Below are 24,110 nucleotides of genomic sequence, written 5' to 3' on the forward strand. Positions count from 1 at the left end.
TTCGGCGAGAGTCGCTGTTCCGTCTCGAAACGCTCCTTAAACCGAAGAGGTGTGGGGGTCCGAGCCACGCGGCTCAAACCCCCACAACAACTATGCAATTTCAGGGAGAGGGGGCGGTATCCAAACCCCCGCAACCCCTATGCAATTCAGTTAGGAGAGGACGATGTTAACGAGCTTCGGCGCGCGCACGATCACCTTACGAACCTCGTGGCCCTCGATGAGTTTTTGCACGCGCTCCTCGGCAAACACTGCCTTCTCGAGCTCCTCCGCCGAGATCTCCGGATCAACCTCGATGCGGTGGCGCACCTTGCCCTTGACCTGGATGACGCACGTGACGGCGTCGGCAACGAGGTACTGCGGATCCGCAACCGGGTAGGAAGCGCGCGCGAGCGACTCGTCGTGACCGAGCTTCGCCCACAGTTCCTCGGCGAGGTGCGGGGCAAACGGCGAGACCATGAGCACGAGAGCCTCGACGGCCGAACGCGGCGCGCCGCCGCTCTCGCCGGCGACCTTCGTGAGGTGATTGACGAGCTCGATGAGGCGCGCGATTGCGGTGTTGAAACGCATGTGGTCCATGTCGGCGCTCACCGCGTCGATGGTCTTATGCACGGCGCGCAAGGTCTCCACGCTCGGCTCGGCATCGCTCACGATGCACTCGCCGGTGTCTTCGGACACGGCGAGGCGCCACAAACGCTGAAGGAAGCGCTGCGAGCCCACGACGTCGCGCGTGTTCCAGGGGCGCGACAGATCGAGCGGACCCATCGACATTTCGTACACGCGGAACGTGTCGGCGCCGAACTCGTCGTACATGTCGTCCGGGGTCACGATGTTGCGCAGGGACTTGCCCATCTTCCCGTATTCCTGGCGCACGGGTTTGCCATCGTGAGTGAAGGTGCCGTCGGCTTCCTCAACAACCTCGGAGGCGTTGACGTAGACGCCTCGCTCGTCGCGGTAAGCATAGGCCTGCACATATCCCTGGTTGAACAGGGTGTGGAACGGCTCGGCGCTCGCAAGGTAGCCGCGGTCGAAGAGAACCTTGTGCCAGAAACGTGCGTAGAGCAGGTGGAGAACGGCATGCTCGACACCACCGACGTACAGGTCGACACCGCCAGTGGGGGCGCCTTCACGCGGGCCCATCCAGTACTGCTCATTTTCGGGCGCCGAAATCTGGTCGTCGTTCGTGGGATCGGTGTAGCGGATTTCGTACCACGACGATCCGGCCCACTGCGGCATGACATTCATTTCGCGACGGTAGCGCTTCATGCCGTCGCCAAGATCAAGCTCGACCCAGGCCCAGTCCTCCGCGCGCGAGAGCGGGGTCTGCGGCTCGGTGTCGGCGTCTTCCGGGTCGAACGTCTTGGGGGAGAAGTCGTCGAGTTCGGGCAGCTGAACGGGAAGCTGATCGAACGGGAGCGCGATCGGGACTTCGGGGGCGTCTTCCGCGTACACGATCGGGAAGGGCTCGCCCCAGTAGCGCTGGCGGCTGAAAAGCCAGTCACGCAGCCGGTACGTCGTCTTTGCGTGGCCGAAGCCCTTCTTCTCGGCGAATTCGGTCGCGGCAGCGATCGCCTCGTCCTTGCTCATGCCGTTGAGATCGAGCTCGTCGCTGCGCGAATTGATCTTCCTCCCGTCGCCCGTGTAGGCCTGTCCCTCTTCGAAATCGGCGGGCGGTTGAACGGTGCGGATCACGGGGAGCTCGAAAGCGCTCGCGAACGCGTAGTCACGTTCGTCTTCGGCGGGAACGGCCATGATGGCGCCCGTGCCGTAGCCCATGAGTACGTAGTCGGCGGTGAACACGGGAAGCGCACGGCCGTCCATCGGGTTCACTGCGAAAAGGCCCGTGAACACTCCCGTCTTCTCACGCGAATCGGCGGTGCGCTCGGTGTCATCGAGTGCGGCGGCACGTTCCTTGTAGGCGGCGACGGCCTCGCGCGGGCTCGATGCTCCGCCGGTCCAGGCGGACTTCGTGTCTTCGGGCCACGCCTCGGGGAGAGCGCTGACGTCAGACAGCAGCGGATGCTCGGGCGAGAGCACCGTGAAGGTCGCGCCAAACAGCGTGTCCACGCGCGTCGTGAAGACGTCGAACGTGGAGTCGGCGAAGGCGGGGCAGCCGTCGGAATCCAGCGTGAACGTGACCTGCGCACCGCGCGAACGGCCGATCCAGTTCCGCTGCATGGATTTGACCGATTCGGGCCAGTTAACGGTGTCGAGATCCTCGAGAAGTCGATCGGCATACGCGGTGATGCGCAGGTTCCACTGGCGCAAGCGGCGCTTGAACACGGGGAAATCGCCGCGCTCCGAGCGGCCCTCGGCCGTCACCTCTTCGTTCGCGAGCACGGTGCCGAGACCAGGGCACCAGTTCACGGGCGTGTCGCTCACGTAGGCGAGTCGGAAGCAGTTGACGAGCTCCGTCATCTCCTCGGGCGTGTACTGAATGAGGAAGTCGAACGGTGTGTCGTGCTCGGGATTCCAATGCTCGTGATCCGGCTTGCGGTCGTGCCACATCTGCGGGATGTCGATGCCCTGCTGCTCGGCGAGCGCGTACGGATCAACATCGCGATCCTGGATCGCGCCCTTGAGTTCCGAAATGGGCCGTGCAGAGCCGCGTGTGCCGTCAGCCTTCACGAAGTTCGGGTCGTACCACGAGTCGAACAGCTGGAGGAATACCCACTGGGTCCACTTGACGAAGTCAAGATCGGTCGTGCGAAGCGAGCGGCGCGAGTCGTGCGAGAGGCCGAGGCGGAAGAGCTGACGGGCCATGTTCGCAACGTTTTCGTCGGTCGTGACGCGCGGGTGGGTGCCGGTTTGAATCGCGTACTGCTCCGCGGGCAGGCCGAAGGCGTCGTAGCCCATCGTGTAGAGCACATTCTTGCCGAGCATGCGGTTGTGACGCGCGACGGCGTCGGTCGCAATGTAGCCAAGCGGGTGGCCCACATGCAGTCCCTTGCCCGAGGGGTAGGGGAACATGTCCATGATGAACATCTTCTCGCCGAGCTCTTCGGCGCTGCGTCCATCGGAGAGCTCGCCCACGGGGTTGACGGCGTTGAAAGTACCCTGCTCGAGCCACAGCTTTTGCCATTTCTGCTCGATCTGTCCCGCGAGTTCGGCGGTGTAACGGTATGGGGCCTCAGCCATCGTGTCCCTTTCCTCGTGTCGGTGTCGTGCGCCCTCGGTCTCGAGCGCGCATTCAATGTCTCTAGTCTACGTGCTGTGCCTTTGGGGGCCTCGTGAGGGCCCGACGGCCGCCGCGCCAGCATCAGCTCGGCTATACGCCCCGTTCCTCGCCCGTAGGATGGGGGTATGGCGATTCATTTGAGCGAGTATTCGGAATCTTGGGTGGGCGATTTTATGGGGGTCGCAACGACCCTCGTGGACGCCCTCGACGGCCACGGCGGCCAGGGGATCGAGCACATCGGCGCGACCTCGGTTCCGGGCATGGTCGCAAGACCGATCATCGATATCGCGGTGGTCGCTGCGCCACTCGCGCTTGACGAGGCGTGCGAGGCGCTCGCCCCGCTTGGCTACGTGGCCGGCGGCGATCGCCAGGAGGGCGAGGGTTACCGAAAACTGAATACTCCCACGTCGGGAGTGCTTCACTCCCTCACCGTTTTCGATGAGGGATCGCCGCTGCTTCACGCGAGCGTCGCGGCGCGTCAAGTCCTCATGAACAGCCCCGAGCTCGTGGCGGAGTTTTCGGGCTACAAGCGAGGTCTTGCGTTCACGGGGGCGATCGACGTGGACGAGTACCGCCGCGCGAAGGCGCCCATGTTCCAGAAGGTTTTGCGCGAGGCGGGGATGGACGAGGACGCGCTTACGAGCCTCGCGGCGAGCTTCTAGGACTCTTTCACGAGGCGTGCGGCGAGGCGCGGCATCGCGCGCTCGAGCACGTCGAGAGTCCGATCGAAGTCCTCGGCGCCGCCGTACCACGGGTCGGGCAGGGCGTCGCCCGGCTGAGACTCGAGGTCGAAGTCGGTCATGAGAGCGAGCTGCTCCTCGCGGGCTCCAAGCGCACGAAGCCGGTCGAGGTGGAACTGCTCGGCGGCGACGAAAAGATCGGTTCGCTCGATGTCGGCAGCGCTCACCTGACGAGCGGCGTGGCCGCCCGCGTCGTAGCCCTGGGCTTTGAGAACGCGGGCAGCGCGTGGATCCATGGGGTTGCCCGTCTCTTCACTGCTCACACCAACGGAATTGACGGTGATGCCTTCACCGCCTTCGAGGGACGACAGCGCGGAGGCGAGGATGCGTTCGGCCATCGGGGAGCGGCAAATGTTGCCCCAGCATACGGTAGTGACGATCATGCCTCGACCCTAACGTAAAGCGCTTCTCACGCTCCGAAAAGCGAAGCAATCACCATGAGCGCGACCATTGTGCCGACCGATGTCAACAGCGCGATATCGCGCGTCATCTCCTCGCCCACCTCGTAACGCGCAGCGGCGACGTATACGTTTTGCGCGGTAGGCAGCGCAGCGAGGACGACGACCGCGTAAAGCGCCGTTCCCGTGAGATCAAAGGCGAACCGGCCGAGAGCCCAGGCAAAAAGGGGCATCGCGAGGAGCTTGAGGGCAGTAGCGAGGACGATGTCGGCGCGATGCCCCGCCTCCTTCGAGAAAGGCCTCGAGGTGGTGAGCGACATGCCAAACGCGAGGAGCATCCCTGGGATGGAAATGCCCGCGATGACGTCGATCGGTTCGGTGACGAAGGCCGGGAGGTGAAGGTCGAAGCCGAGAACAGCGAGACCTGCCGCGGACGCGACGATCATGGGGTTCACGGCAATTGTTTCCGCGAGGGCGCGTACGCTTGGTCGCTGCCCTGAGACCGCAGAGTGGAGAACCGACTGGAAGAGCGGCGTGAACACCGCCATTTGCCAAAGCGCCACGGGGAGCGCAAGAGAGACGTCACCGAGAACATAGGCCGCGATGGGAAAGCCCATGTTCGCGCTATTGACCATCGAGGCCGAAACCGAGGAAATCACGGTGTGGGGGAAATCCTGCTGGAGGAAAATGCGCGAAAGGGCGGCGGCGAGCAGAGTCGTGAGGAGTGCTGCCAGGGCAGCGACCGCAAAATTGGCGGAGAGTATGAGGTGAAGGTCGCTGTCGATGAGCGACACAAACACGAGGCATGGCCCCGCGATGAAATAGGTCAGGCGATTGAGAACAAAGCGGCCCTGGGGGCCCAAAAGATTGCACCACCCCGCGAATGCGCCCACGGTGACGATCACGGCGATCACGAAGAACCCGCTCACGACTCCCGCCACGTGAGTTACCTCGAGGAAATCTGGTCGGGAGCTCCCGGCACGGCCTGGGCAGGATCGCTGCCGAGCGCGACGATGCGATTCTTGTCATCGACGTGGACAACCCGCGGGGTGTGAGCGGTGGCCTCCTCCGGCGTGAACTGACCGTAGGCGATCAGGATCACGAGGTCGCCGGGGTGTACCAGGTGGGCCGCAGCCCCGTTGATCTTGATCTCCCCGCTGCCCGCCTCGCCTCGAATCACGTAGGTTTCAAGCCGAGCCCCGTTCGTCACGTCGACGATGGCGACGAGTTCGTTTTCGATGAGGCCCGCGGCATCGAGTAAATCGGCATCGACGGTTACCGACCCCACGTAGTGAAGGTCGGCTTGCGTGACGGTGGCGCGGTGAATCTTTGATGTCATGAGTGTTCGCAACACGATGCTCAAGTATTCCACCCCGTGGGCCATCGGGCAGCAGTCATAGACGTGAGTTTGCGAACGAATTGCCCGACCGTCTCTTCCGGTGCCGGGATGGCTCGCGGATACTTGAGGTGTTTACCGCCCCGTTGGGGCCCGGCGCTACGGCGCCCATGAGAAGCACAGGACCGCGCACACGCGCGCAGAAAGGGGCCACTGCCATGCCCAAGTCACGACGGACACACAAAGCAGAGCGCTTCGATGCGATGGCGCTTCCAGAAGAGCTCGTTCAAGAACTTCAGGCGCAAGGCTTCGAGCGTGCCTTCGAAATTCAAGAGGCAATCTTGCCCGATGCGCTCGCGGGACGCGACGTTCTTGCCCGCGCTGAAACTGGATCGGGTAAAACCCTCGCTTTTGCCCTGTCGATGTGTGCGCGTTTTCGGCATCGCAGCTCCCACAGGCGTCGGCCACTGGGAATGGTGCTCGTGCCTACTCGCGAGCTTGCCGTCCAGGTCGTCGACACAATTCACCCGTTCGCGCGTGCCGTTGGTATCAAGGCTCAGCTTGTGTCGGGTGGCATGAACATCGACAAACAGGCCGATGCGCTGCGTCGGGGCGTTGAGATCATCGTCGCGACACCGGGGCGTGTCGTCGACCTCGCTCAGCGGGGAGATCTCTTCCTTGACCGCATCGAGACGACGGTTATTGACGAGGCGGACCACATGGCCGACCTCGGCTTCCTTCCCGTCGTCACCGAGATTCTCGCGCACGTTGAGATGGGCACGCAGAAGATGCTCTTTTCGGCAACGCTCGACGACCAGGTCGATGCGATCACCGACCGCTTCCTCGTCGACCCCGTCACGCACGAGACGACCCCTGTCGCCGCGGCGGTGCAGAACATGCGGCACGTCGTCTATGCCATCAACCCAAAAAAGAAGCGCCAGATCACGGCCCAGATCGCGGCGCGCGATGGTCGCACCCTCCTGTTTACGCGCACGCAACTCGGCGCCGAACGCGTCGCCCAGGAACTCATTGAGGTGGGCATTCCCGCCGCGGCCCTGCACGGCAATAAACAGCAGGGCCTGCGCACGAACGTCCTCGCAGGGTTCCGCCAGGGGGCCTTCGACGTGCTCGTCGCGACCGACGTGGCCGCTCGCGGCATTCACATCGACGACGTTTCGCTCGTGCTGCACGTCGATCCTTCCGATGACGCGAAGGAGTACGTGCACCGCTCGGGCCGCACGGCACGCGCCGGGGCTTCGGGCGTCGTGGTCACTCTCGCCCTCCCACATCAGAAGGACAAGACTCGCCAGGTGCTCGAGGCAGCCCAGGTGAGTCCCGAATGGAGCGAGGTGAATTCCGAAACTGACGAGGTGATCCGGCATGTCGGAGGAAGGACACCGAGCGGGACCCCCGCCCGGGACCCTCAGCTCGTCAAATATAAGGGCGCGCCCCGTAAGCTCGATGTCACCAGGATGCGCGGAGCTAACTCGAGAAACGCCGCGGAACGGCGCGAGAACGAGAAGCGCCGCGCGGTATACGACGAGAACGAAAAGTCACCATTTTCGCGTACGCCCGGTTCTGGCAAAGGCCGCCGCACGGCCGGGAAGAAACGAGGGTCCGACGCTCGCCGGGCACGCGGTGCTTCCCCAGCCCGGTCGCGTGGCCAGCGCCGGTCGCGCTAAAGCTTCACCACACGTCAGATGATCCGCGTTCGACACGATAAGGAGTCCCTCGATGAGCGTCAGCCTGTTTGACCTGTTCAAGATCGGGATCGGCCCCTCGAGTTCGCACACCGTCGGCCCCATGCGCGCCGCGAAAGAATTCGCCGACGAGGCCCTTGCCCACCCCACTATTGGCCCCGACATCGCCGATGTCGAGGTGCATCTGTACGGCTCGCTTGCGGCGACCGGCATGGGCCACGGAACACTCGACGCGGTCGTCCTCGGTCTCGAGGGCAACGACCCCGCCACGATCGATCCCACCGAAGCCTGGGCGCGAGCGAAAGACATCGACGCCAACGGTGGACTCATGCTCGGCGGGCGCGTCCCGGTAAGCCTCCGCCCGTCCACGATCGTGCTGCACCCCCTCACCTTCCTTCCCGAGCATTCGAACGGCATGACCTTCGCGGTGCTCGATGAGGACGGCAACGAGCTCGACAAGCGCACGATGTTCTCGATCGGTGGCGGCTTCGTCGTCGACAAGGAGGAGCTCGAAGCGCAGCAGGCGTCGGAAACCTCCGCAGACGACAGCGCAGCGGGCGCCGATGACGGTGTGAAACCGATTTTCCAAAGTGGTGAGGAGCTTCTTCGCGTGTGCGAAGAAAACGGCATCACGGTTTCGCAAGCGATGCTCATGCGCGAGCGGCAATGGCGAACCGACAGCGAAATCCGCCAGGGGATCCTCGACATTTGGGCAGTCATGGAAGCCTGCATCGAGCGTGGCATGCACACCTCCGGTGTGCTCCCGGGCGGCCTCAACGTGCGGCGCCGCGCAGCAACCTGGCACGACGCCCTTCAGCTCGAAGACCCGAACCATCGCGCCGACAACGCATTCGAATGGGTGAGCCTCGCAGCGCTCGCGGTGAACGAGGAAAACGCGGGCGGCGGGCGCGTCGTCACAGCTCCCACCAACGGCGCGGCCGGGATTATCCCCGCGGTGCTCTATTACGCGCTCACCTACCTCAACTACGACGATCGTGATGACGTCATCGTGCGCTTTATGCTCGCAGCTGCCGCGTTCGGGTCGCTGTGCAAGGAGCGCGCGTCGATTTCCGGCGCGGAAGTGGGCTGCCAGGGTGAAGTTGGCTCGGCGAGCTCGATGGCCGCGGCGGGGCTTGCCGAAGTTATGGGCGCGAAGCCCCGGCAGGTCGAAAACGCTGCCGAGATTGCGATGGAACACAACCTCGGCCTCACATGCGACCCCGTCGGTGGTCTCGTGCAGGTGCCCTGCATCGAGCGCAACGCGATGGGCGCGATCAAGTCGATTACGGCGGTGCGCTTCGCGATGCGTGGCAATGGCGAACACTTCGTCTCGTTCGACACCGTGCTCGAGACCATGCGCCGCACGGGTAAGGACATGCACGAGCACTACAAGGAAACCGCAATGGGCGGCCTCGCCGTCACGGTTCCCGTGTCCTTGCCCGCGTGTTGAGGCACGTGGGCTACCGTTAAAGGCGAATGTTACGCGCCATGCGGGCGCGGCTTCCAGGACAGAAAAGGACGGCTAAGGCCTCATGAACGATAAAGCACGCGGCGACATCAACGGTGATTTCGCACCCGGAGAGAGCCCCGACGAGCTCGAAGCGGCGGCGAAGGTCGCTCCCGAGGTCACGGAGCAGCGCTCCGAAGGTGACCGCGCAACGCTGACCGAAGTTGCCAACTCCCTCGGCATTACGGCCGCGGTTGCGCTTCGCGCCCTTCGCGGCGAATCCGACATCAATTCGAGGCTCGTGACGTCCGTTCGCGAGACCGCCGAACGGCTCCACTACCCGCTCGAAGACCTCGCTCAGGAGGATGACCACCGCGGTGTCGTCGCTGTGCTCGTGAACACGATGCGCAACACGTGGATCTCCGATCTGGTTCGCTCGATCCGCATCGAGCTCGCCGCGACCGGCCGCCACGTCGTGGTTGTGCCGACTCGCCGGCGTATGCCCGAATACCCCGTCACGCTCGAGGAAGAAACGATCTCCTCGCTCACGGCGCTCGGGGTGGATGGCTTCATCATGGCCAGTGAGCTCCCCGAGCTCGACAAGGTCTTTGAGGCCATCGGCAACCGCCCCCTCGTCGCGATCGGTGGATCGAAAGAGCGCATCGGGAAGTCGGACACGGTCCGTATCGACGATGAAGCGGGCTTTGGTCTTCTCGTCGATCACCTTGTGAGTCTCGGCCACAAGGACATCGCTCACGTGGGTGGCGTGGGGTATGCCGTGGCGAAGGAGCGTGCGACCGCCTTCAAGGCCGCGATGAAGCGTCACGGACTCGAGGATCGTGCGCGCGTGGAGCCGGCGGACTTCAGCGAGCAGGTTGGGCAGACCGCCGGAGCGATGCTTCTGCGCGGCAGCCAGGTTCCCACCGCGATCACGTGCTCGAACGATGTGACCGCCGTCGGTGTGCTCTCGGCAGCAGCCGACGCCGGCTTCGATGTTCCCGCTCAGCTTGCCGTCACCGGCTATGGCAATACGTCGCTCGCGTCCTCGGGTATTGCGCAGGTGACCAGCATCGATCCGAACTCGCGCCGCATCGGGGCGCTTGGCGCGCAGATGCTCGTCGAGCGCATCGGCGGTTTCGAAGGGCCCGCACGCGACACCGCGGTTTCGCCGCACCTCATCGTGCGTCGTTCCTCGTCGGCAGGGCCGCGACCCGAGCAGCAGCGCCGCAAGCGCGTGACGATCGACTAAACATCACACGACTAACCGGAGAAAACCCTTCGAAACCCCTGAATGACGCAGGGCCCGCATTGATAGGCTGAATGCATGATCAATTCCTCGAACGAACGCCGAGCGAGCACGACCTCGCGGTCGATTGGCGAACTCGTCGCCTCGATCAAGAACGAATTCACCTCCGTGATCGACCAGCAGGTCGCAATCGCGAAGAAGGAAATCACCGGGATCGCCGTCAAGGGCGGCGCCGTTGCGGCGCTTGCCGCGGTTCTCGTGTTCTTCCTCCTGAGCGCGTGGGTGATGTTCCTCTTCTTCTGCGCGTGGGGCCTTGTGGCACTCGGTCTGCCGGCATGGGCGTCGTTCCTCATCGTGTGTGGCGCGCTCGTGGTACTCGGCGCGATCCTCGGCCTCATCGCCTACCTGATCGTCAAGAAGATCACCGCGCCCGAAGTCACCATCGAGACCGCTAAGAGCGCCGTCGAATCCGTTCAGGGAAAGCGCCGCGCCAATAGCGTTGACTACGACGACGCTTTCGAAGAACTCTACGGTAAGCAGGTCAGCGCCGCGACGCCGCGCGAGATCTGACATTACGACCAACACGAAGCGAGGGGCGCCGCAAGCGCTCCTCGCTTTTTCGGTACCCACGAGAGGCTAGGCTTAAGACGTGACTCTACGACTGCATGACTCGAAGACCAGGACCGTTTCGGACTTCACCCCGCTCAAGGACGGTGAAGTCTCGCTCTACGTGTGTGGGCCGACTGTCCAGGACGGTCCCCACGTGGGGCATATCCGCACGTTCCTCGCGTTCGACGTGCTCGTGCGGTGGCTGCGCAGGAGCGGTTACCGCGTGACTTACGTGCGCAACGTGACTGACATCGACGATAAGATCCTCGCGCGCGCCGCCGAGGAAGGTGAGCCGTGGTGGAAGTGGTCGTACGCCAACGAACGAAAGTTTGGCGAGATCATGGACCGGCTCGGCGCCGTGCGCCCTGACTACGAGCCCCGCGCGACCGGTCACGTCACGGAGATGATTGACTTCATGCAGCGGCTCATCGAGCGCGGCCACGCCTATGCTGACGGGGAAGGAAGCGTCTACTTTGACGTATCCTCCCTGCCCGAATACGGCTCGCTCACGAACCAGTCCATCGAGAACATGGTTGACGATGCGGAAGCCGCCTCCAACCTCAAGCAGGACCCTCGAGACTTCGCCCTGTGGAAGAAAGCAAAGGACGGCGAACCCACGACAGCGAAGTGGTCAACCCCGTTCGGCGAAGGGCGGCCCGGCTGGCACCTTGAGTGCTCGGCGATGGCGAAAAAATACGTGGGGGAGAGCTTCGACATTCACGGTGGCGGCCTTGATCTTCGCTTCCCGCACCATGAAAACGAGCAAGCCCAAAGCTACGGAGCTGGCTACGGCTTTGCGCAGCACTGGATGCATTCGGGGATGCTGACGGTCGACGGGATGAAAATGGGCAAGAGCCTCGGCAACTTCATCACGGCCGAAGACGTCCTCGCCAAGCACTCGGCAGCAGCCGTGCGCCTCGCGATCGTTGGCTCCCACTACCGCACCAACGTGGAGTTCAACGAGACCACCCTCGCGGAAGCCGAGACCGTGCTCTCGCGCCTCGAGGGCACCCTCACGCGCGCACTCGAAGCAGTCAGCCAGCAAGGCGCGAGCGAAGCCCTGCGCGAGGTAGGCGAGAGCGAGCTTCCCGCGCGCTTCGTTGACGCGATGAATGACGACCTTTCCGTCGCCGAAGCTCTCGCCGTGATCCACGAGCGCCAGGGCGAACTGAACTCGCTTCTTGCCGAGCACACGAGCGACGCCCACGAGATTGCGCGCCGCGTAGGCGAGCTTCGCGACATGCTCGATGTTCTGGGACTCGACCTCGCGGGGCCCCAGTGGGCCGACGAATCAAGCGCCACCAATGCCGAACACGACGCCCTCGATGCGCTCATTAGAGCCCAACTCGAGGAGCGCGCCGAGGCACGTGCCAACAAAGACTGGGCGAGCGCCGACGCGATCCGAGATCGCTTCGCTGCCGCCGGCATTCGCATCGAAGACTCCGCGGGCTCCTCCCGCTGGAGCCTCACGAACTAGGAGAGACCATGGCAGGACACAAGAGCTCCCGCAAGGGCCCGAAGGTCGGATCCGGCGGCGTGCGCCGCCGCCGCCTCGAAGGGCGCGGCCCCACCCCGAAGGCGGAGGATCGCCCGCATCACAAGGCCTACAGGGGAACGCACGACACCGTCGGAAAATCCGGTGCCAAATCCGGCAAGCGCCGCCCACCGCGCAAGTCCCCTAAGGACACTGCAAACCGCCCCACGGTGATCGCGGGACGGAACTCCGTTCTCGAGGCGCTCCAAGAAGGCGTGGAGGCACTCTCGCTCACTCTTGCCATCCGGCTTGATGCAGACGAGCGCGTACGCGAGATCATGCGCCTTGCCCATCAAAAGGGCCTTCAGCTGCACGAAGCCACACGGGCCGAACTCGACCGACTCACCGACGATGCTATTCACCAGGGCGTCGCTCTCACCCTCCCGCCCTACGAGTACGCGAATCCCGCGGATCTCCTCGAGATCGCCGCGAATAATTTCGATACCCCGCTTCTCATCGCACTCGATGGCATCACCGACCCACGCAATCTCGGGGCGATACTCCGTAGCGCGGGCGCGTTCGGCGCCCACGGTGTGATCATTCCCGAGCGTCGAAGCGTCGGCATGACCGCGAGCGTCTACAAGGTTGCTGCGGGCGCCGCGACGCGCGTGAAGGTCGCCCAGGTGACGAACCTCAACCGCGCGATCGACTCGCTCAAGAAACAGGGTGTCTTTGTCGTTGGTCTCGATGCCGATGGTGAACTCGAGCCGCGGGATATGGACCTCGCAACGTCCCCGATCATGCTCGTCATCGGTGCCGAAGGCAAGGGAATTTCACGACTCACGCGCGAGAAATGCGATGCGATTGTGTCGATCCCGATGGCGGCCGCGACCGAATCGCTCAACGCCTCTGTAGCCGCCTCGATCGTGCTGTACGAGATTGCAGGCACGCGCGCTCGCACGGGCCGAGCCTAACGTCAGCGGGGTCTAGAACTCCGTGTCCGTCACAATCGGAATCGCCGAGGTCTCCGACGTGATGAGGGCGCGTTCGTCTTGGCGATAGGTAAGGACGTTCAGGATGTAGTCCTGGACGGCCTTATCCCACGTCACATCCTTGCCGAGGCGCTGCGACATGAACCACTTGTGTTCGAGAAGCTCGTGGTAGAACTCGGGAGCCGGGAGCTTCTTGCGCATCGAGCGCGGGATCGCCCGCACGACCGGCTCATACTGCTCCTGAAGCCACTCGTGGGCGACGAACTCTTCTTCCTCACCCTGCTGATTCGTGAGAACCCGGTACTGGTCGAGGTCGTTAAGGAGTCGGCGCGCCTGGTTTTCTTGAGCGTCGATTCCCGTAAGGCGCATGAGCCGCCTTCTGTGGTGCCCGGCATCCACAACTTTCGGCTGCACCGACACGGTCGTGCCGTCGAGATCGGTTGTCATGTCGAGCTCGTCGACGTCGAAACCGAGCTCGTTAAGTTTCTCGATACGGGCGCTCACGCGCCAGCGTTCATTCGCGCTGAATGTTTCGCGGCCAGTGAGCGCATCCCACAGCTCGGTGTACCGCTCGAGAAGGAGATCACCGATGGCAATGGGATCAACGTTGTCAGGCAGCTGCTCTGCAGCCTGGAGATCGAGCATTTCGCCCACGATATTGGTGCGCGCAATGTCGAGATCGTATTCGCGCTGGCCCGTCGTCAGCTGGCTTTCGAGTTGACCCGTTTCGACGTCAACGATGTAGGCGGCGAACGCGCCCGCATCGCGCTTAAAGAGGGTGTTGGAAAGCGAGACGTCACCCCAGTAGAAGCCGACGAGGTGGAGGCGGACGAGCAGCACGGCAAGCGCGTCAAGAAGCTTGCGTGCCGTGTCTTCGCTGTTGAGCTGGGAGAACACCGCCCGGTAGGGGAGGGAGTACTGAAGGTGCCTCGTGATCAGGATGGCGTCGAGGTCGCGGCCGTCCTCGGCCGATTCGCGCCCGCTCACAACCGCAAACGGTTCAACGGCGGGGATTCCGAGTTTTCCGAGCAGACGCAAGGTCGTGAATTCGGCGCGCGCGAGGTTTTCGTTGATTTCCTTGAGAGCGAGAACTCGCCCGCTTACACGGGCAAAACGGACGACGTGTCGCGAGATGCCGCGGGGGAGCGATGCGAGGAGCGAATCGGGCCAGTCGGCAAGGGGGAGGCTCCACGGCAGATCGAGGAGTGCCTCGTCCGCTCGCGCTGCGGAGATCTCGATGGGTGCCATGCCTTCTATTCTCTCCTACTCGCGGGCTATGTATGCAAAGAAGGCACGCGATTCGCGTGCCTTCTTTGTGAATGTTTCCTCGTTTGAGGAGTGAGGCGATTAGTCGCCGAGACGGTTGCCCGACTTCAGGTCGAACAGGTGCACGTGGTCAGCCTTCGGCTGGAAGTGCACGGTCTCACCCTTCTGCGGAGGACGGCGGCCGTCGACGCGCGCGATGATCGGCTTGTCCGTTTCGCCCGCGCCAGCGAGGCGGCCGTACACGTAGGCGTCAGCGCCGAGCACCTCGACCATGTCGACCTCGACGGGGAGGCCGTCCGCGGCGAGCTCGAGATCCTCGGGGCGCACACCGACGGTGACGGCCTTCTCATTCGACTCCGAGAGGGTCGAGCGATCCACGAGGATCACGGAGCCGCCGAAGGCGACGCCCTGGTCGGTGAGGGGCTGCTCGATGAGGTTCATGGCGGGCGAGCCAATGAAGCCCGCAACGAACACGTTGTTCGGGTGATCGTACATGCGCTGCGGCGAGTCGATCTGCTGGAGCACGCCACCGGCGAGAACGGCGACGCGATCGCCCATCGTCATAGCTTCGGTCTGATCGTGGGTCACGTAGACGGTCGTGACGCCCAGGCGACGCTGGAGCGACGCGATCTGAGTACGGGTCGAGACGCGGAGCTTCGCGTCAAGGTTCGAGAGCGGCTCGTCCATGAGGAACACCTGGGGCGAGCGCACGATTGCGCGGCCCATGGCGACACGCTGGCGCTGACCACCCGAGAGAGCCTTGGGCTTACGGTCGAGGTACTGCTCGAGGTCGAGGATCTTTGCGGCCTCTTCAACGCGCTTGCGGATCTCATCCTTCGGCGTGCCCGCGATCTTGAGTGCGAAGCCCATGTTGTCGGCAACCGACATGTGGGGGTAAAGGGCGTAGTTCTGGAAGACCATCGCGATGTCGCGGTCCTTGGGCGGCACGTTCGTGACGTCGCGGTCGCCGATGAAGATGCGGCCTGCATCGATCTCTTCGAGACCGGCGAGCATGCGCAGCGAGGTGGACTTACCGCAGCCCGAGGGTCCAACGAGGACGAGGAATTCGCCGTCTTCGATCTCGATGTTGAGGTCGTCAACCGCGGGCTTGTCGCTGCCCGGGTAGATACGGCTTGCGTGGTCGTAAATAACCTTTGCCATGGGTATTCCCTTCACCGGCAGGTACGTGCCGGACGATCCGTTGTGAAGTACAGTCAGCGGTCTTTGCTGACGTATGGACAACAATACCCCACTGTGGCGCCGACCATATGGGACGCGCCGAGGGGTGTTCCCGACCTTCCGCACGCGCGGGGCCGTAGTGTTGTCGGGGGAGTCCGACGCTTGCCGCCACCCGGAGTTCCTTCTGCTTTCGCTGCGGACAGGAGCGTGGAAGAAAAGACGCGGCCCGGCCCTTCGAGGCGATGACGATAGACGACGAAAGGCGGCGATGGCATGACGAGCCTCGCGCAACTGATTGAGAAAACCCTTGCAAAGAGGCCGAGCGAAAACGCTCCGCTCCGGATCGTGCAGGCGGGGCATCCGGCACTTCGCGCCAAGTCAAAGGATGCCGCCGGCTCGCTCGATCCGGAGCTCCTTGCGCAATTCATTGACGCGCTCGTCGTGACGATGCACGATGCTCCCGGCGTCGGGGTCGCTGCCCCGCAAGTGGGGGTCCCGATTCGCGTCGTTGTCATGGAGGATGTCGTTCGCGAAGAGGGGGAGGAGCGCGACGCCGATGACGAGCTCTACGACCGTGACAATCTTCCCCTCATGGCAGTCATCAACCCGCGCTACGAAGAGATTGACGGCGAGAGCATCGTGACGTTTGGGTGGGAGGGTTGCCTTAGCGTCGACGGCTGGCGCTCGCTCGTGCCGCGTCCAAAGAGCGTACGCGTGCGCGGTACGGCAATCGTCGCCGGCGGTGAGGTTCGTGAACTCGACGAGGTCTGGACCGGCTGGCGCGCACGAATTTTCCAGCACGAGAGTGATCATCTCGATGGCATTTTGTGTCATGACCGCGGTGTTGAACGTTCGTTTGTGCAGGATTCCTACCTGCATCGATACACCGAACTTTCAGACGCGGTTCGCTACCTTGGTCTGCGCGGTGACGTGGCCAAACTTGAGCCCGGCACCGTTGATCTTCACCGCACGCGGGCGTAAAAGAGCCCGGATGCGCCCGATAGCGTCCACGATAAGGAGAGCAATGGCCTCGAAGGACCTGCGCACGTCTAAGAAATCGAGCGGGAAGGGACAGGGCGAAGAATCGCTCATCGATGACAAACAATTCGAACTGATCGATAAGGCTCTGGCGCTTCAGGGGCCGATTGCCCGCAAGTACGTCGATTCTCTTCGCCGCAAGAACCCCACGTGGAGCGATGAGCAGATCATCGCTCGGCTCGAGGGGCACTTTACGAAGCTGGCCGTTGCCACGGGCGTCGGCATTGGCGGCGTAGCCGCACTTCCCGCGGTGGGTACCGCCACAGCGGTCGCCCTCACCGCGGGCGAGGGCTTCGCCTTTGCCGAAGCATGCGCCTTTTTGACGCTCGGCACCGCGCACGTGCACGGTGTCGATATGAGTGATCCGACGGTGCGCCGCACGGTTATTCTCGCCATTCTCGGCGGTGAGCGTGGCGCCGCGATCGTCACAAAGGCCCTCGGCAAGAGCGGCCTGCAGTGGTCGACGGTGCTCGATGGCATGGCACCTCCATTTGTCGCAGATGCGGTGAACACGCAAGTCAATCGCTGGATTCGGCGTACGGTGACGCGTCGCTTCACGGGGCTGTGGGCCGGGCGCCTCATCCCGTTTGGTATCGGTGCAGTGATTGGTGGTCTCGGGAACAAGGCACTTACCAAGACAGTGATCGAAGCCGCCCGAGAGGTTTTTAGCCACGTGGATGATCCGGTCCCTTCGACGCTTGCCGAGAAGACCGAAGGTCTCGACGACTAGCGAAAACGTCGCTTTCGAAATAATGAGGGCGCTCCCGATAAGACGGGAGCGCCCTCATTATTGGGGGATACGGACTAGATGTCCTGGGTGAACTCGTTTTCGTGTTCCGTGCCCTTCGCGCGGCGGTAGGAGGCGCGGATTTCCTCTTCCGCGTCATCCCGGCCTTCCCAGTGAGCACCTTCCACGCTCTTGCCGGGCTCAAGATCCTTGTAGACCTCGAAGAAGTGCTGGATCTCGAGTCGGTGGAACTCCGAAATGTCGGTGAGCTCCTGCCGACGGATCTGGCGCTTGTCGCCAACGGGGACCGCGACGATCTTGTCGTCGCCGCCCGACTCGTCACGCATGCGGAACATTCCCAGTGCGCGGCAGCGAATCAGGCAGCCGGGGAACGTCGCCTCTTCGAGAAGGACGAGGACGTCGAGCGGGTCGCCGTCCTCACCGAGCGTGCCCTCAATGAAGCCGTAATCATCGGGGTATCGGGTTGCTGTAAAGAGCATGCGATCGAGCCGGATGCGACCATTGTGATGGTCGACCTCGTATTTGTTGCGATTCCCCTTCGGGATCTCGATCGTGACGTCGAATTCCACGTGTGTGACTCCATTGCCTAAGGTGTTCTATGTGACCGAGGGGCGTGCCCTCTGCGTGTAACAATAGCGAAGTTCAGCGCTCGCAGGCGCTCGATTGTGCCGCGAGTGGTTCATGCGCGCGTAAACTTTGCACGAAGTCACAGACACGCAGGGCGCGTGGCGCGTTTTCCTGAGGCGAGAAGGAGTGGGCAGTAATGGCGAATTCGAAGGCAGTGGAGGTTCTCGCTGCTGCCCTCGCCCTCGCGCTGCCATTGTCCTTTTATACGTTTGGCGACCTCGTCGATGCTTTTCCGGGCGTGCTTACCGTGCGCACGCAGAAGAACGCCGTGGTCGAAGGTGTTCCTGCCGAAGGTGAATCGTGGGAGCGCACGGATGACGAGCGTCCGTACGATGCAGTATCGCCGGCAGCGAGCGTGAGCGCAGATCAGATTAACGCCGCGATAGCAGCCCTTCCACGGCTCAAGGCGTTCTCGGGCAAGGTTTCTTATGCGGTCGTGGACGCGTCGACCGGCGACATCATCGCCGAGCACGGATCAGGCGTGCAGCTCACCCCCGCCTCGACCATGAAGCTTCTGTCCGCGCTTGCCGCTGCGAAGGCTATTGGTCCGGATACAACGTTTACGACGCGAGCCGTGCTCGACGGAGAGCGTCTCGTGCTCGTCGGTGGTGGCGACAACCTCCTCACCGTGCAAGCGAAGGAGACAAAAGAGGGCGTCGAACGAGCCTCGCTTGCTTCGCTCGCCGATCAGAGCGCAGCAAAGCTCAAAGAGGAAGGGCGCACTAAAGTCCAGCTCGTTTTCGACGACTCGCTGTTCGGCAACGATCCGGTCAATCCGGCGTGGGGCGATAACGGCCCGGCCGGTGGGTGGGTTGCTCCAATTACCCCGCTCGGCGTGGATGGTGGCCGCGCCGACGGCACGCCCTACGGCCCGAAAGTCGAGGATCCATCCCTCGAAGCGGCGAAAGCATTCGCGCAGCTCTTGAACGAGCGCGGTATCACGGTAGAGGCGGTGCCTACTCGCGCTTCCGCTCCCGAGGGGGCGCGCGAGATCGGTGCCGTGCACTCCGCGCCGCTACGCGACTTAATCGAGCACACGCTCCTGTATTCCGATAACTCGCTCGCAGAAACGCTCGCGCGACTTTCCGCGGTGCACACGGGACATCCCGGAACGGTTGCTGGGGCGCGAGAGGCGGTCAAAGCCGAGCTCGACGAGGTCGCTCGGGAAGGCGGCTTCACCACCGAGGGGCTCGTGATTGCTGATAATTCGGGCCTCTCGAAGGACAACCGAATCTCACCGTTGCTTCTTGCGCAGCTCACGGCGTGGGCGTCGGGGGAGGCGCCCACTGCGATCAAGGATACTTTCGCGCTTGTCCCAATCGGTGGCCTTACAGGGACTCTCACGAAACGCTTTGGCGAAGATGGTGCGGAGCAAGCGCGCGGAATCGTGCGCGGGAAGACGGGCACCCTCTCGGGGACCTCGACCCTTGCAGGCACGATGGTGCTGGCTGACGGCCGTGTGGTTGGCTACGCGATTTTCGCCTACGATTCAACCTCGGCAGGGTACGGGGAAGCGCGAGCAGTCGTGGACTATGTGGCGAGCGCTATTGTCGCCGCGGGAGGTCCGACGCCTGCCGGCCTCTATGACTCCTCTGCTTCGGCTGAAGGCGGCGGAGCGCCCGAGGGGGACGGGCAGTGAGCGGCCCGCCCGAACCAGTTGCCCGTGCTCGCGTAGCGGTGAAAGCCGCCCTCGCCTCCCGGCTCGAGGAATGCGCCGACCGCTCCGACGGGGCGGGCCTTCTACCGCGCGTTCTCGTGGGGGTGAGCGGCGGCGCAGATTCGCTTGCCCTCGCCGCGACGACCCAGTGGGTCGCGTCACGGCTCGGACTCGAAGTCGAAGCTGTGCTCATCGACCACGGCCTATCAGAGCACTCCGCCTCGGTGTCTGAGCGGGCGGCGCTCCAGTGCGAGCGGCTCGGGCTTGCACGCTGCCACATTCGCCGGATCCACGTCGATACCGCCGGAGAAGGCGGGCTTGAGAACGCGGCGAGGGTCGCCCGCCACGAAGCCTTCGAGGCAGCCCTCGAGGAGCGCCACGCGCTCGGACTTCTCCTCGGGCACACCCTCGACGATCAAGCTGAGCAGGTGCTGCTCGGGCTCGCACGCGGAGCGGGGGCGCGCTCCCTCGCGGGGATTCCCCGCCAGCGGGGAGCACTCCTTCGCCCTTTCCTCGGGACGGGAAGGGACGAGAAGACGGGGCTGTGGCGGCGTGATACCCGGGCCGTGTGCGACGCCCTCGATCTCGACGTGTGGGACGATCCCATGAACGACGACGAGAAATACTTGCGGGTCGCGGCCCGTACGCGCGCCTTGCCGATGCTCGCCGAGATTCTCGGCGAGCAGGTGGCCGCGAACCTCGTGCGGACCGCCGACCTTCTGCGAGACGATGCCGACTACCTCGACAAAGAGGCGGAAGAGGCCTATGCGGGCCTGCGTCGGAACCCCCCGAGTGCCACCCCCGGACTACTCGCGCTTGACGCTTATTCCCTGGCCCCGCTTGACCGAGCCCTGCGCACGCGCGTGCTGAAGCGCGCCATCGCCCATGCGAGCGCGCGTTCGGGCTCGAGTTCCGGGAAGTCGCTCCTTCGGCGTCAGATCCTTCACGTTGACTCCCTCATTTCCGCCTATCGAGGCCAGGGTCCCATCCCCCTTCCGGGTAAGATCGAAGCGGTACGCGACGAAGGACTCATCGTTTTCCGGGCCCGAGACAGTCGCGTGCGCGATACATCAGGCTGAGGCCCCGTGACCTCGATAACGCGACGCACCGGGAAGGACCCCCATGACCATGGATGAGGACGTCGAGCGCATCCTGCTCGACGAGCAGGCGATCCGCGAGCGGATCAGCGAACTCGCCGCAGAGATTGATCGCGACTACAAAGATGAGGCCCCGATTCTCGTTGGCGTGCTCAAGGGTGCAGTCATGGTCGTGGCGGATCTCGCGCGCGCCATCACGCTTGACGTGGACATGGATTGGATGGCCGTGAGTTCTTACGGCAGCGGCACGAAATCTTCGGGTGTCGTGCGTATTCTCAAGGACCTGAGCGCTGATATCACCGATCGCCATGTGCTCATCGTCGAGGACATCATCGACTCCGGCCTGACCCTGAGCTGGCTTCGCACCAACCTCCGCTCGCGCGGGCCAAAGAGCGTCGAAATCTGCACCCTCCTGCGCAAGCCGGAGGCGGTCAAGGTCGATATCGACGTGAAATACGTGGGTTTCGACATCCCGAACGAGTTCGTGATCGGTTACGGCCTCGACTATGCCGAGAAGTACCGCAACCTTCCCTACATTGGGATTCTCAAGCCAAGCGTCTACGCCGATTGAGAACATTGGGGCTTCTGACAGCCCCTGTCCAGCGATTCGGGGTAGATTCGCGCTCATTCACCATACGCGCGCGGGGCGTTTGCTCCGCCCTCAAGAGAACGTAAGAATTAGCACCTCACATGGCAGAAAAAAAGAAATCCCCCGCCCGTAATCTGTGGCTGTGGAGCCTCGCGACTCTCGCGATCGTTCTTCTCGCGCTGAGCTTTTTTGGACGCGGCGGTTTCCAAGACATCGACACCGAGCAGGGGCTTGAGCTCCTCAAAGGCAACACCGTTGAGCAAGCCGAAATCATCGACGGCAATCAACAGCGCGTCAACCTCGTGTTGACGAAAGACTTTGAGGACAAGGGGAAGCGGGTCGCGTTTTCGTACGTCACCGCCCGCGGCGATGATGTCGTCAAGGCCGTGAGCGAAGCGAAGCCGGCGAAAGGCTACACGGATAAGATCGCAACACCGTCGTGGTGGAGCCAGCTCCTGCTCACTTTCTTCCCCCTCCTCGTGATCCTTGGCCTCTTCTGGTTCTGGATGATGAACGCCCAGGGTGGCGGGCGCGCCATGCAGTTTGGCAAGTCGAAGGCGAAGCTCTTCAACAAGGACATGCCGAAAGTGACGTTCGCGGATGTTGCGGGTGCTGAGGAAGCGGTCGAGGAGCTCGATGAGATCAAGCAGTTCCTCGTGAGCCCCGAGCGCTATCACGCCGTAGGCGCGAAGATTCCGAAGGGCGTCCTCCTCTACGGCCCTCCGGGCACGGGTAAGACCCTCCTCGCGAAGGCCGTTGCCGGTGAGGCAGGGGTCCCGTTCTACTCAATTTCGGGCTCCGACTTCGTGGAGATGTTCGTGGGCGTTGGTGCGAGCCGCGTGCGCGATTTGTTCAATACGGCGAAGGAAAACGCGCCGGCGATCATCTTCATCGACGAGATCGACGCCGTGGGGCGCCACCGTGGAGCCGGCATGGGCGGCGGCCACGACGAGCGCGAGCAGACCCTCAACCAGATGCTCGTCGAGATGGACGGTTTCGAGGAGCATCAAAACGTCATCCTCATCGCCGCGACCAACCGCGTCGACATCCTCGATCCGGCGCTACTTCGCCCGGGTCGTTTCGACCGCCAGATTGCGGTGGAAACTCCGGACCTCAAGGGGCGCCGTAAGATCCTCGAGGTGCACGCGAAAGGCAAGCCTCTCGCTGCCGACGTCGATCTTGATAACATCGCGCGCCGTTCGATCGGCATGAGCGGTGCCGATCTCGCCAACGTTCTCAATGAGGCTGCGCTTCTCACGGCTCGTTCGGGCAATCAGATCATCGACATGCGTGCACTCGACGAGGCGATCGACCGAGTATCGATGGGCCCGCAGCGCTACTCGAAAGTCATGACCGAGCGCGAGCGCCAGATGACGGCCTACCACGAGGGCGGGCACGCACTCGTCGCCGCGGCACTCAACAACTCGGCACCCGTCACGAAGGTGACGATCCTGCCGCGCGGTCGCGCGGGCGGCTACACGATGGTGGTGCCGACGGCCGACCGCAACTATCAAAGCCGCAACGAGCTACTCGACCGCCTCGCCTACGCAATGGGTGGCTACGCGGTCGAAGAGGGCATCTTCCACGACGTGACGACCGGACCGAGCTCCGACCTTAAGAACGCCACGAGCATCGCTCGAGCCATGGTCACCGAGCTTGGCATGAGCGCCACCGTGGGGCAGGTCGCCCTCGGCAAAGGCCAGGACGAGGTTTTCGTCGGCATGCAGCAAGGCCAGGGGCCCGGCTACAGCGAGGACACCGCGCGTCTCATCGATGAGGAGGTGCGCCGCCTTCTCGATAACGCCCTCGATGAAGCGTGGAGCGTTATCAAGACCAACCGTCCTGTACTCGATCATCTCGTCGAGGAACTCCTCGAGAAGGAGACCCTCGGCGAGAAGGAGCTCGCTGAAATCTTCAAGGACGTCAACAAGCGCCCGCCGCGCGAGGTGTGGCAGTCGAGCGAGGACCGCCCCGTGTTCAACGAACCGCTCGCGGGTAGCGACCGTCCCGGCACGATCGGCAGCACCATTCCTGACGGGACCGAGAACCACGAGGCCGGTGAGGAACTTGGCGGCACCCCTCCCGAGCTACCGCAGCCGGGCGATGGTTCACCGCACATCCCCGGTGCCGAGTAGCGCGCCCGGGGAATGAAAGTAGAGATGATGAGCGAGAGTCACAACGCGGTGGGTAGCGTCGACCACGCGCGAATCGAACGCGCCGTGCGTGAGATCCTCGAGGCGATTGGCGAGGACCCAAGCCGCGACGGACTTGTGGATACGCCTAGTCGCGTCGCCCGTATGTACGCGGAGGTTTTTCGCGGCCTCCACGAGGATCCCCGCGTCCACATGCAGACGAAGTTTGAGGTCGAGCACCGCGAGCTCGTTCTTGTCCGCGATATTCGCTTCTACTCCATGTGCGAGCACCACCTCGTGCCGTTCTTCGGCCGCGCCCACGTGGGGTACGTTCCTGGCAAGGATGGAACTGTTGCGGGGCTGTCCAAGTTCGCAAGGCTCGTCGAAGGGTACGCGGCGCGGCCCCAGGTGCAGGAGCGGCTCACCAGCCAGATCGCCGATGCGATCCACGAGGAGCTCCAGGCACACGGCACGATTGTCGTTCTTCAGGCCGAGCACCTGTGCATGGCGATGCGTGGCGTGAAGTCTCCGAATGCGGAGACCGTGACGAGTGCCGTGCGCGGCTCCCTGCAATCGAACGCGGCCACGCGTTCGGAGGCGATGAGCCTCATTCTCACGGGCCTGCACCACTGAAATATGCGACACCGCCCACCGAGGCGA

At 63.5% G+C, this 24,110-nt stretch carries 21 protein-coding genes; 14 read left to right on the top strand and 7 right to left on the bottom strand.

The window, feature by feature from the left end:
* Positions 1 to 150: 150 nt before the first annotated feature.
* On the bottom strand, positions 151 to 3,135 hold the full coding sequence (gene leuS, locus HMPREF3157_RS01600) for a leucine--tRNA ligase (protein ID WP_070435330.1): 2,985 nt from the start codon (positions 3,133 to 3,135) through the stop codon (positions 151 to 153).
* Between the two features lie 165 nt (positions 3,136 to 3,300).
* Here leuS and HMPREF3157_RS01605 point away from each other — a divergent pair, with 165 nt between their 5' ends.
* Positions 3,301 to 3,837: a GrpB family protein gene (locus HMPREF3157_RS01605; protein WP_016664308.1), complete on the top strand. Its 537-nt coding sequence runs from the start codon at positions 3,301 to 3,303 to the stop codon at positions 3,835 to 3,837.
* Here HMPREF3157_RS01605 and HMPREF3157_RS01610 read toward each other — a convergent pair.
* Genes HMPREF3157_RS01610 through panD form a run of 3 tightly spaced genes read right to left on the bottom strand, consistent with a single transcriptional unit; the run spans position 3,834 to position 5,667 of the window.
* Positions 3,834 to 4,298 (bottom strand): low molecular weight protein-tyrosine-phosphatase, encoded by a 465-nt coding sequence (locus HMPREF3157_RS01610; protein ID WP_016664309.1) that lies wholly within the window; start codon positions 4,296 to 4,298, stop codon positions 3,834 to 3,836. The two genes, HMPREF3157_RS01605 and HMPREF3157_RS01610, sit on opposite strands and share 4 nt — an antisense overlap.
* A 26-nt stretch (positions 4,299 to 4,324) precedes the next feature.
* Positions 4,325 to 5,254, bottom strand: coding sequence for an AEC family transporter (locus HMPREF3157_RS01615; RefSeq protein ID WP_016664310.1), 930 nt, complete (start codon positions 5,252 to 5,254; stop codon positions 4,325 to 4,327).
* A 5-nt stretch (positions 5,255 to 5,259) separates the two neighbouring features.
* On the bottom strand, positions 5,260 to 5,667 hold the full coding sequence (gene panD / locus HMPREF3157_RS01620; RefSeq protein WP_034374752.1) for an aspartate 1-decarboxylase: 408 nt from the start codon (positions 5,665 to 5,667) through the stop codon (positions 5,260 to 5,262).
* Positions 5,668 to 5,867: 200 nt separating this feature from the next.
* On the opposite strand from panD, the gene HMPREF3157_RS01625 reads away from it, so the two are divergent.
* From HMPREF3157_RS01625 to rlmB, 6 genes are all read left to right on the top strand, one after another.
* The gene (locus HMPREF3157_RS01625; protein WP_070435331.1) at positions 5,868 to 7,331 is read left to right on the top strand and encodes a DEAD/DEAH box helicase; all 1,464 of its coding nucleotides are present in this window, start codon (positions 5,868 to 5,870) and stop codon (positions 7,329 to 7,331) included.
* Between the two features lie 52 nt (positions 7,332 to 7,383).
* Positions 7,384 to 8,799 (top strand): L-serine ammonia-lyase, encoded by a 1,416-nt coding sequence (locus HMPREF3157_RS01630; RefSeq protein WP_016664313.1) that lies wholly within the window; start codon positions 7,384 to 7,386, stop codon positions 8,797 to 8,799.
* A gap of 82 nt (positions 8,800 to 8,881) precedes the next feature.
* Positions 8,882 to 10,045 carry a LacI family DNA-binding transcriptional regulator gene (locus tag HMPREF3157_RS01635; RefSeq protein WP_016664314.1) on the top strand — a complete coding sequence of 388 codons (1,164 nt, stop codon included), beginning with the start codon at positions 8,882 to 8,884 and terminating at the stop codon, positions 10,043 to 10,045.
* 75 nt (positions 10,046 to 10,120) lie between these two features.
* Positions 10,121 to 10,612, top strand: coding sequence for a phage holin family protein (locus tag HMPREF3157_RS01640; RefSeq protein ID WP_070435332.1), 492 nt, complete (start codon positions 10,121 to 10,123; stop codon positions 10,610 to 10,612).
* Positions 10,613 to 10,691: 79 nt separating this feature from the next.
* Positions 10,692 to 12,128 (top strand): cysteine--tRNA ligase, encoded by a 1,437-nt coding sequence (cysS, locus tag HMPREF3157_RS01645; RefSeq protein WP_016664316.1) that lies wholly within the window; start codon positions 10,692 to 10,694, stop codon positions 12,126 to 12,128.
* An 8-nt stretch (positions 12,129 to 12,136) separates the two neighbouring features.
* Positions 12,137 to 13,099: a 23S rRNA (guanosine(2251)-2'-O)-methyltransferase RlmB gene (gene rlmB / locus HMPREF3157_RS01650; RefSeq protein ID WP_016664317.1), complete on the top strand. Its 963-nt coding sequence runs from the start codon at positions 12,137 to 12,139 to the stop codon at positions 13,097 to 13,099.
* Positions 13,100 to 13,111: 12 nt separating this feature from the next.
* Here the strand turns inward: rlmB and HMPREF3157_RS01655 are convergent, their stop codons facing one another.
* Both HMPREF3157_RS01655 and HMPREF3157_RS01660 read right to left on the bottom strand, forming a co-directional pair.
* A complete protein-coding gene (locus HMPREF3157_RS01655; protein ID WP_016664318.1) occupies positions 13,112 to 14,365 on the bottom strand; it encodes a DUF4032 domain-containing protein in 1,254 nt (417 codons plus the stop codon).
* A 99-nt stretch (positions 14,366 to 14,464) separates the two neighbouring features.
* Positions 14,465 to 15,544, bottom strand: a complete 1,080-nt coding sequence (locus tag HMPREF3157_RS01660; RefSeq protein WP_016664319.1) for an ABC transporter ATP-binding protein — start codon at positions 15,542 to 15,544, stop codon at positions 14,465 to 14,467.
* A 291-nt stretch (positions 15,545 to 15,835) separates the two neighbouring features.
* On the opposite strand from HMPREF3157_RS01660, the gene HMPREF3157_RS01665 reads away from it, so the two are divergent.
* A complete protein-coding gene (locus HMPREF3157_RS01665; protein WP_016664320.1) occupies positions 15,836 to 16,543 on the top strand; it encodes a peptide deformylase in 708 nt (235 codons plus the stop codon).
* A 43-nt stretch (positions 16,544 to 16,586) separates the two neighbouring features.
* Positions 16,587 to 17,330 carry a hypothetical protein gene (locus HMPREF3157_RS01670; RefSeq protein ID WP_016664321.1) on the top strand — a complete coding sequence of 248 codons (744 nt, stop codon included), beginning with the start codon at positions 16,587 to 16,589 and terminating at the stop codon, positions 17,328 to 17,330.
* A gap of 74 nt (positions 17,331 to 17,404) precedes the next feature.
* On the opposite strand, the gene HMPREF3157_RS01675 is transcribed toward HMPREF3157_RS01670, so the two are convergent.
* Positions 17,405 to 17,917, bottom strand: a complete 513-nt coding sequence (locus HMPREF3157_RS01675; RefSeq protein ID WP_016664322.1) for an inorganic diphosphatase — start codon at positions 17,915 to 17,917, stop codon at positions 17,405 to 17,407.
* Between the two features lie 194 nt (positions 17,918 to 18,111).
* On the opposite strand from HMPREF3157_RS01675, the gene HMPREF3157_RS01680 reads away from it, so the two are divergent.
* The 5 genes from HMPREF3157_RS01680 to folE all read left to right on the top strand — a co-directional run bounded on the left by HMPREF3157_RS01680 (position 18,112) and on the right by folE (position 24,083).
* Positions 18,112 to 19,614 carry a D-alanyl-D-alanine carboxypeptidase/D-alanyl-D-alanine-endopeptidase gene (locus HMPREF3157_RS01680; RefSeq protein WP_016664323.1) on the top strand — a complete coding sequence of 501 codons (1,503 nt, stop codon included), beginning with the start codon at positions 18,112 to 18,114 and terminating at the stop codon, positions 19,612 to 19,614.
* The gene (gene tilS, locus HMPREF3157_RS01685) at positions 19,611 to 20,711 is read left to right on the top strand and encodes a tRNA lysidine(34) synthetase TilS (protein ID WP_016664324.1); all 1,101 of its coding nucleotides are present in this window, start codon (positions 19,611 to 19,613) and stop codon (positions 20,709 to 20,711) included. The genes HMPREF3157_RS01680 and tilS overlap by 4 nt, the downstream gene beginning before the upstream one ends.
* 43 nt (positions 20,712 to 20,754) lie before the next feature.
* Positions 20,755 to 21,300: a hypoxanthine phosphoribosyltransferase gene (hpt, locus tag HMPREF3157_RS01690; protein ID WP_016664325.1), complete on the top strand. Its 546-nt coding sequence runs from the start codon at positions 20,755 to 20,757 to the stop codon at positions 21,298 to 21,300.
* A gap of 119 nt (positions 21,301 to 21,419) precedes the next feature.
* Complete coding sequence (gene ftsH / locus HMPREF3157_RS01695) at positions 21,420 to 23,453, top strand: ATP-dependent zinc metalloprotease FtsH (protein WP_070435333.1); 2,034 nt, start codon at positions 21,420 to 21,422, stop codon at positions 23,451 to 23,453.
* Positions 23,454 to 23,480: 27 nt separating this feature from the next.
* Positions 23,481 to 24,083, top strand: a complete 603-nt coding sequence (gene folE, locus HMPREF3157_RS01700; protein WP_034374759.1) for a GTP cyclohydrolase I FolE — start codon at positions 23,481 to 23,483, stop codon at positions 24,081 to 24,083.
* Positions 24,084 to 24,110: the final 27 nt, after the last annotated feature.

The organism is Dermabacter sp. HMSC06F07 (assembly GCF_001807345.1).
GTDB classification, from domain to species: domain Bacteria; phylum Actinomycetota; class Actinomycetes; order Actinomycetales; family Dermabacteraceae; genus Dermabacter; species Dermabacter hominis.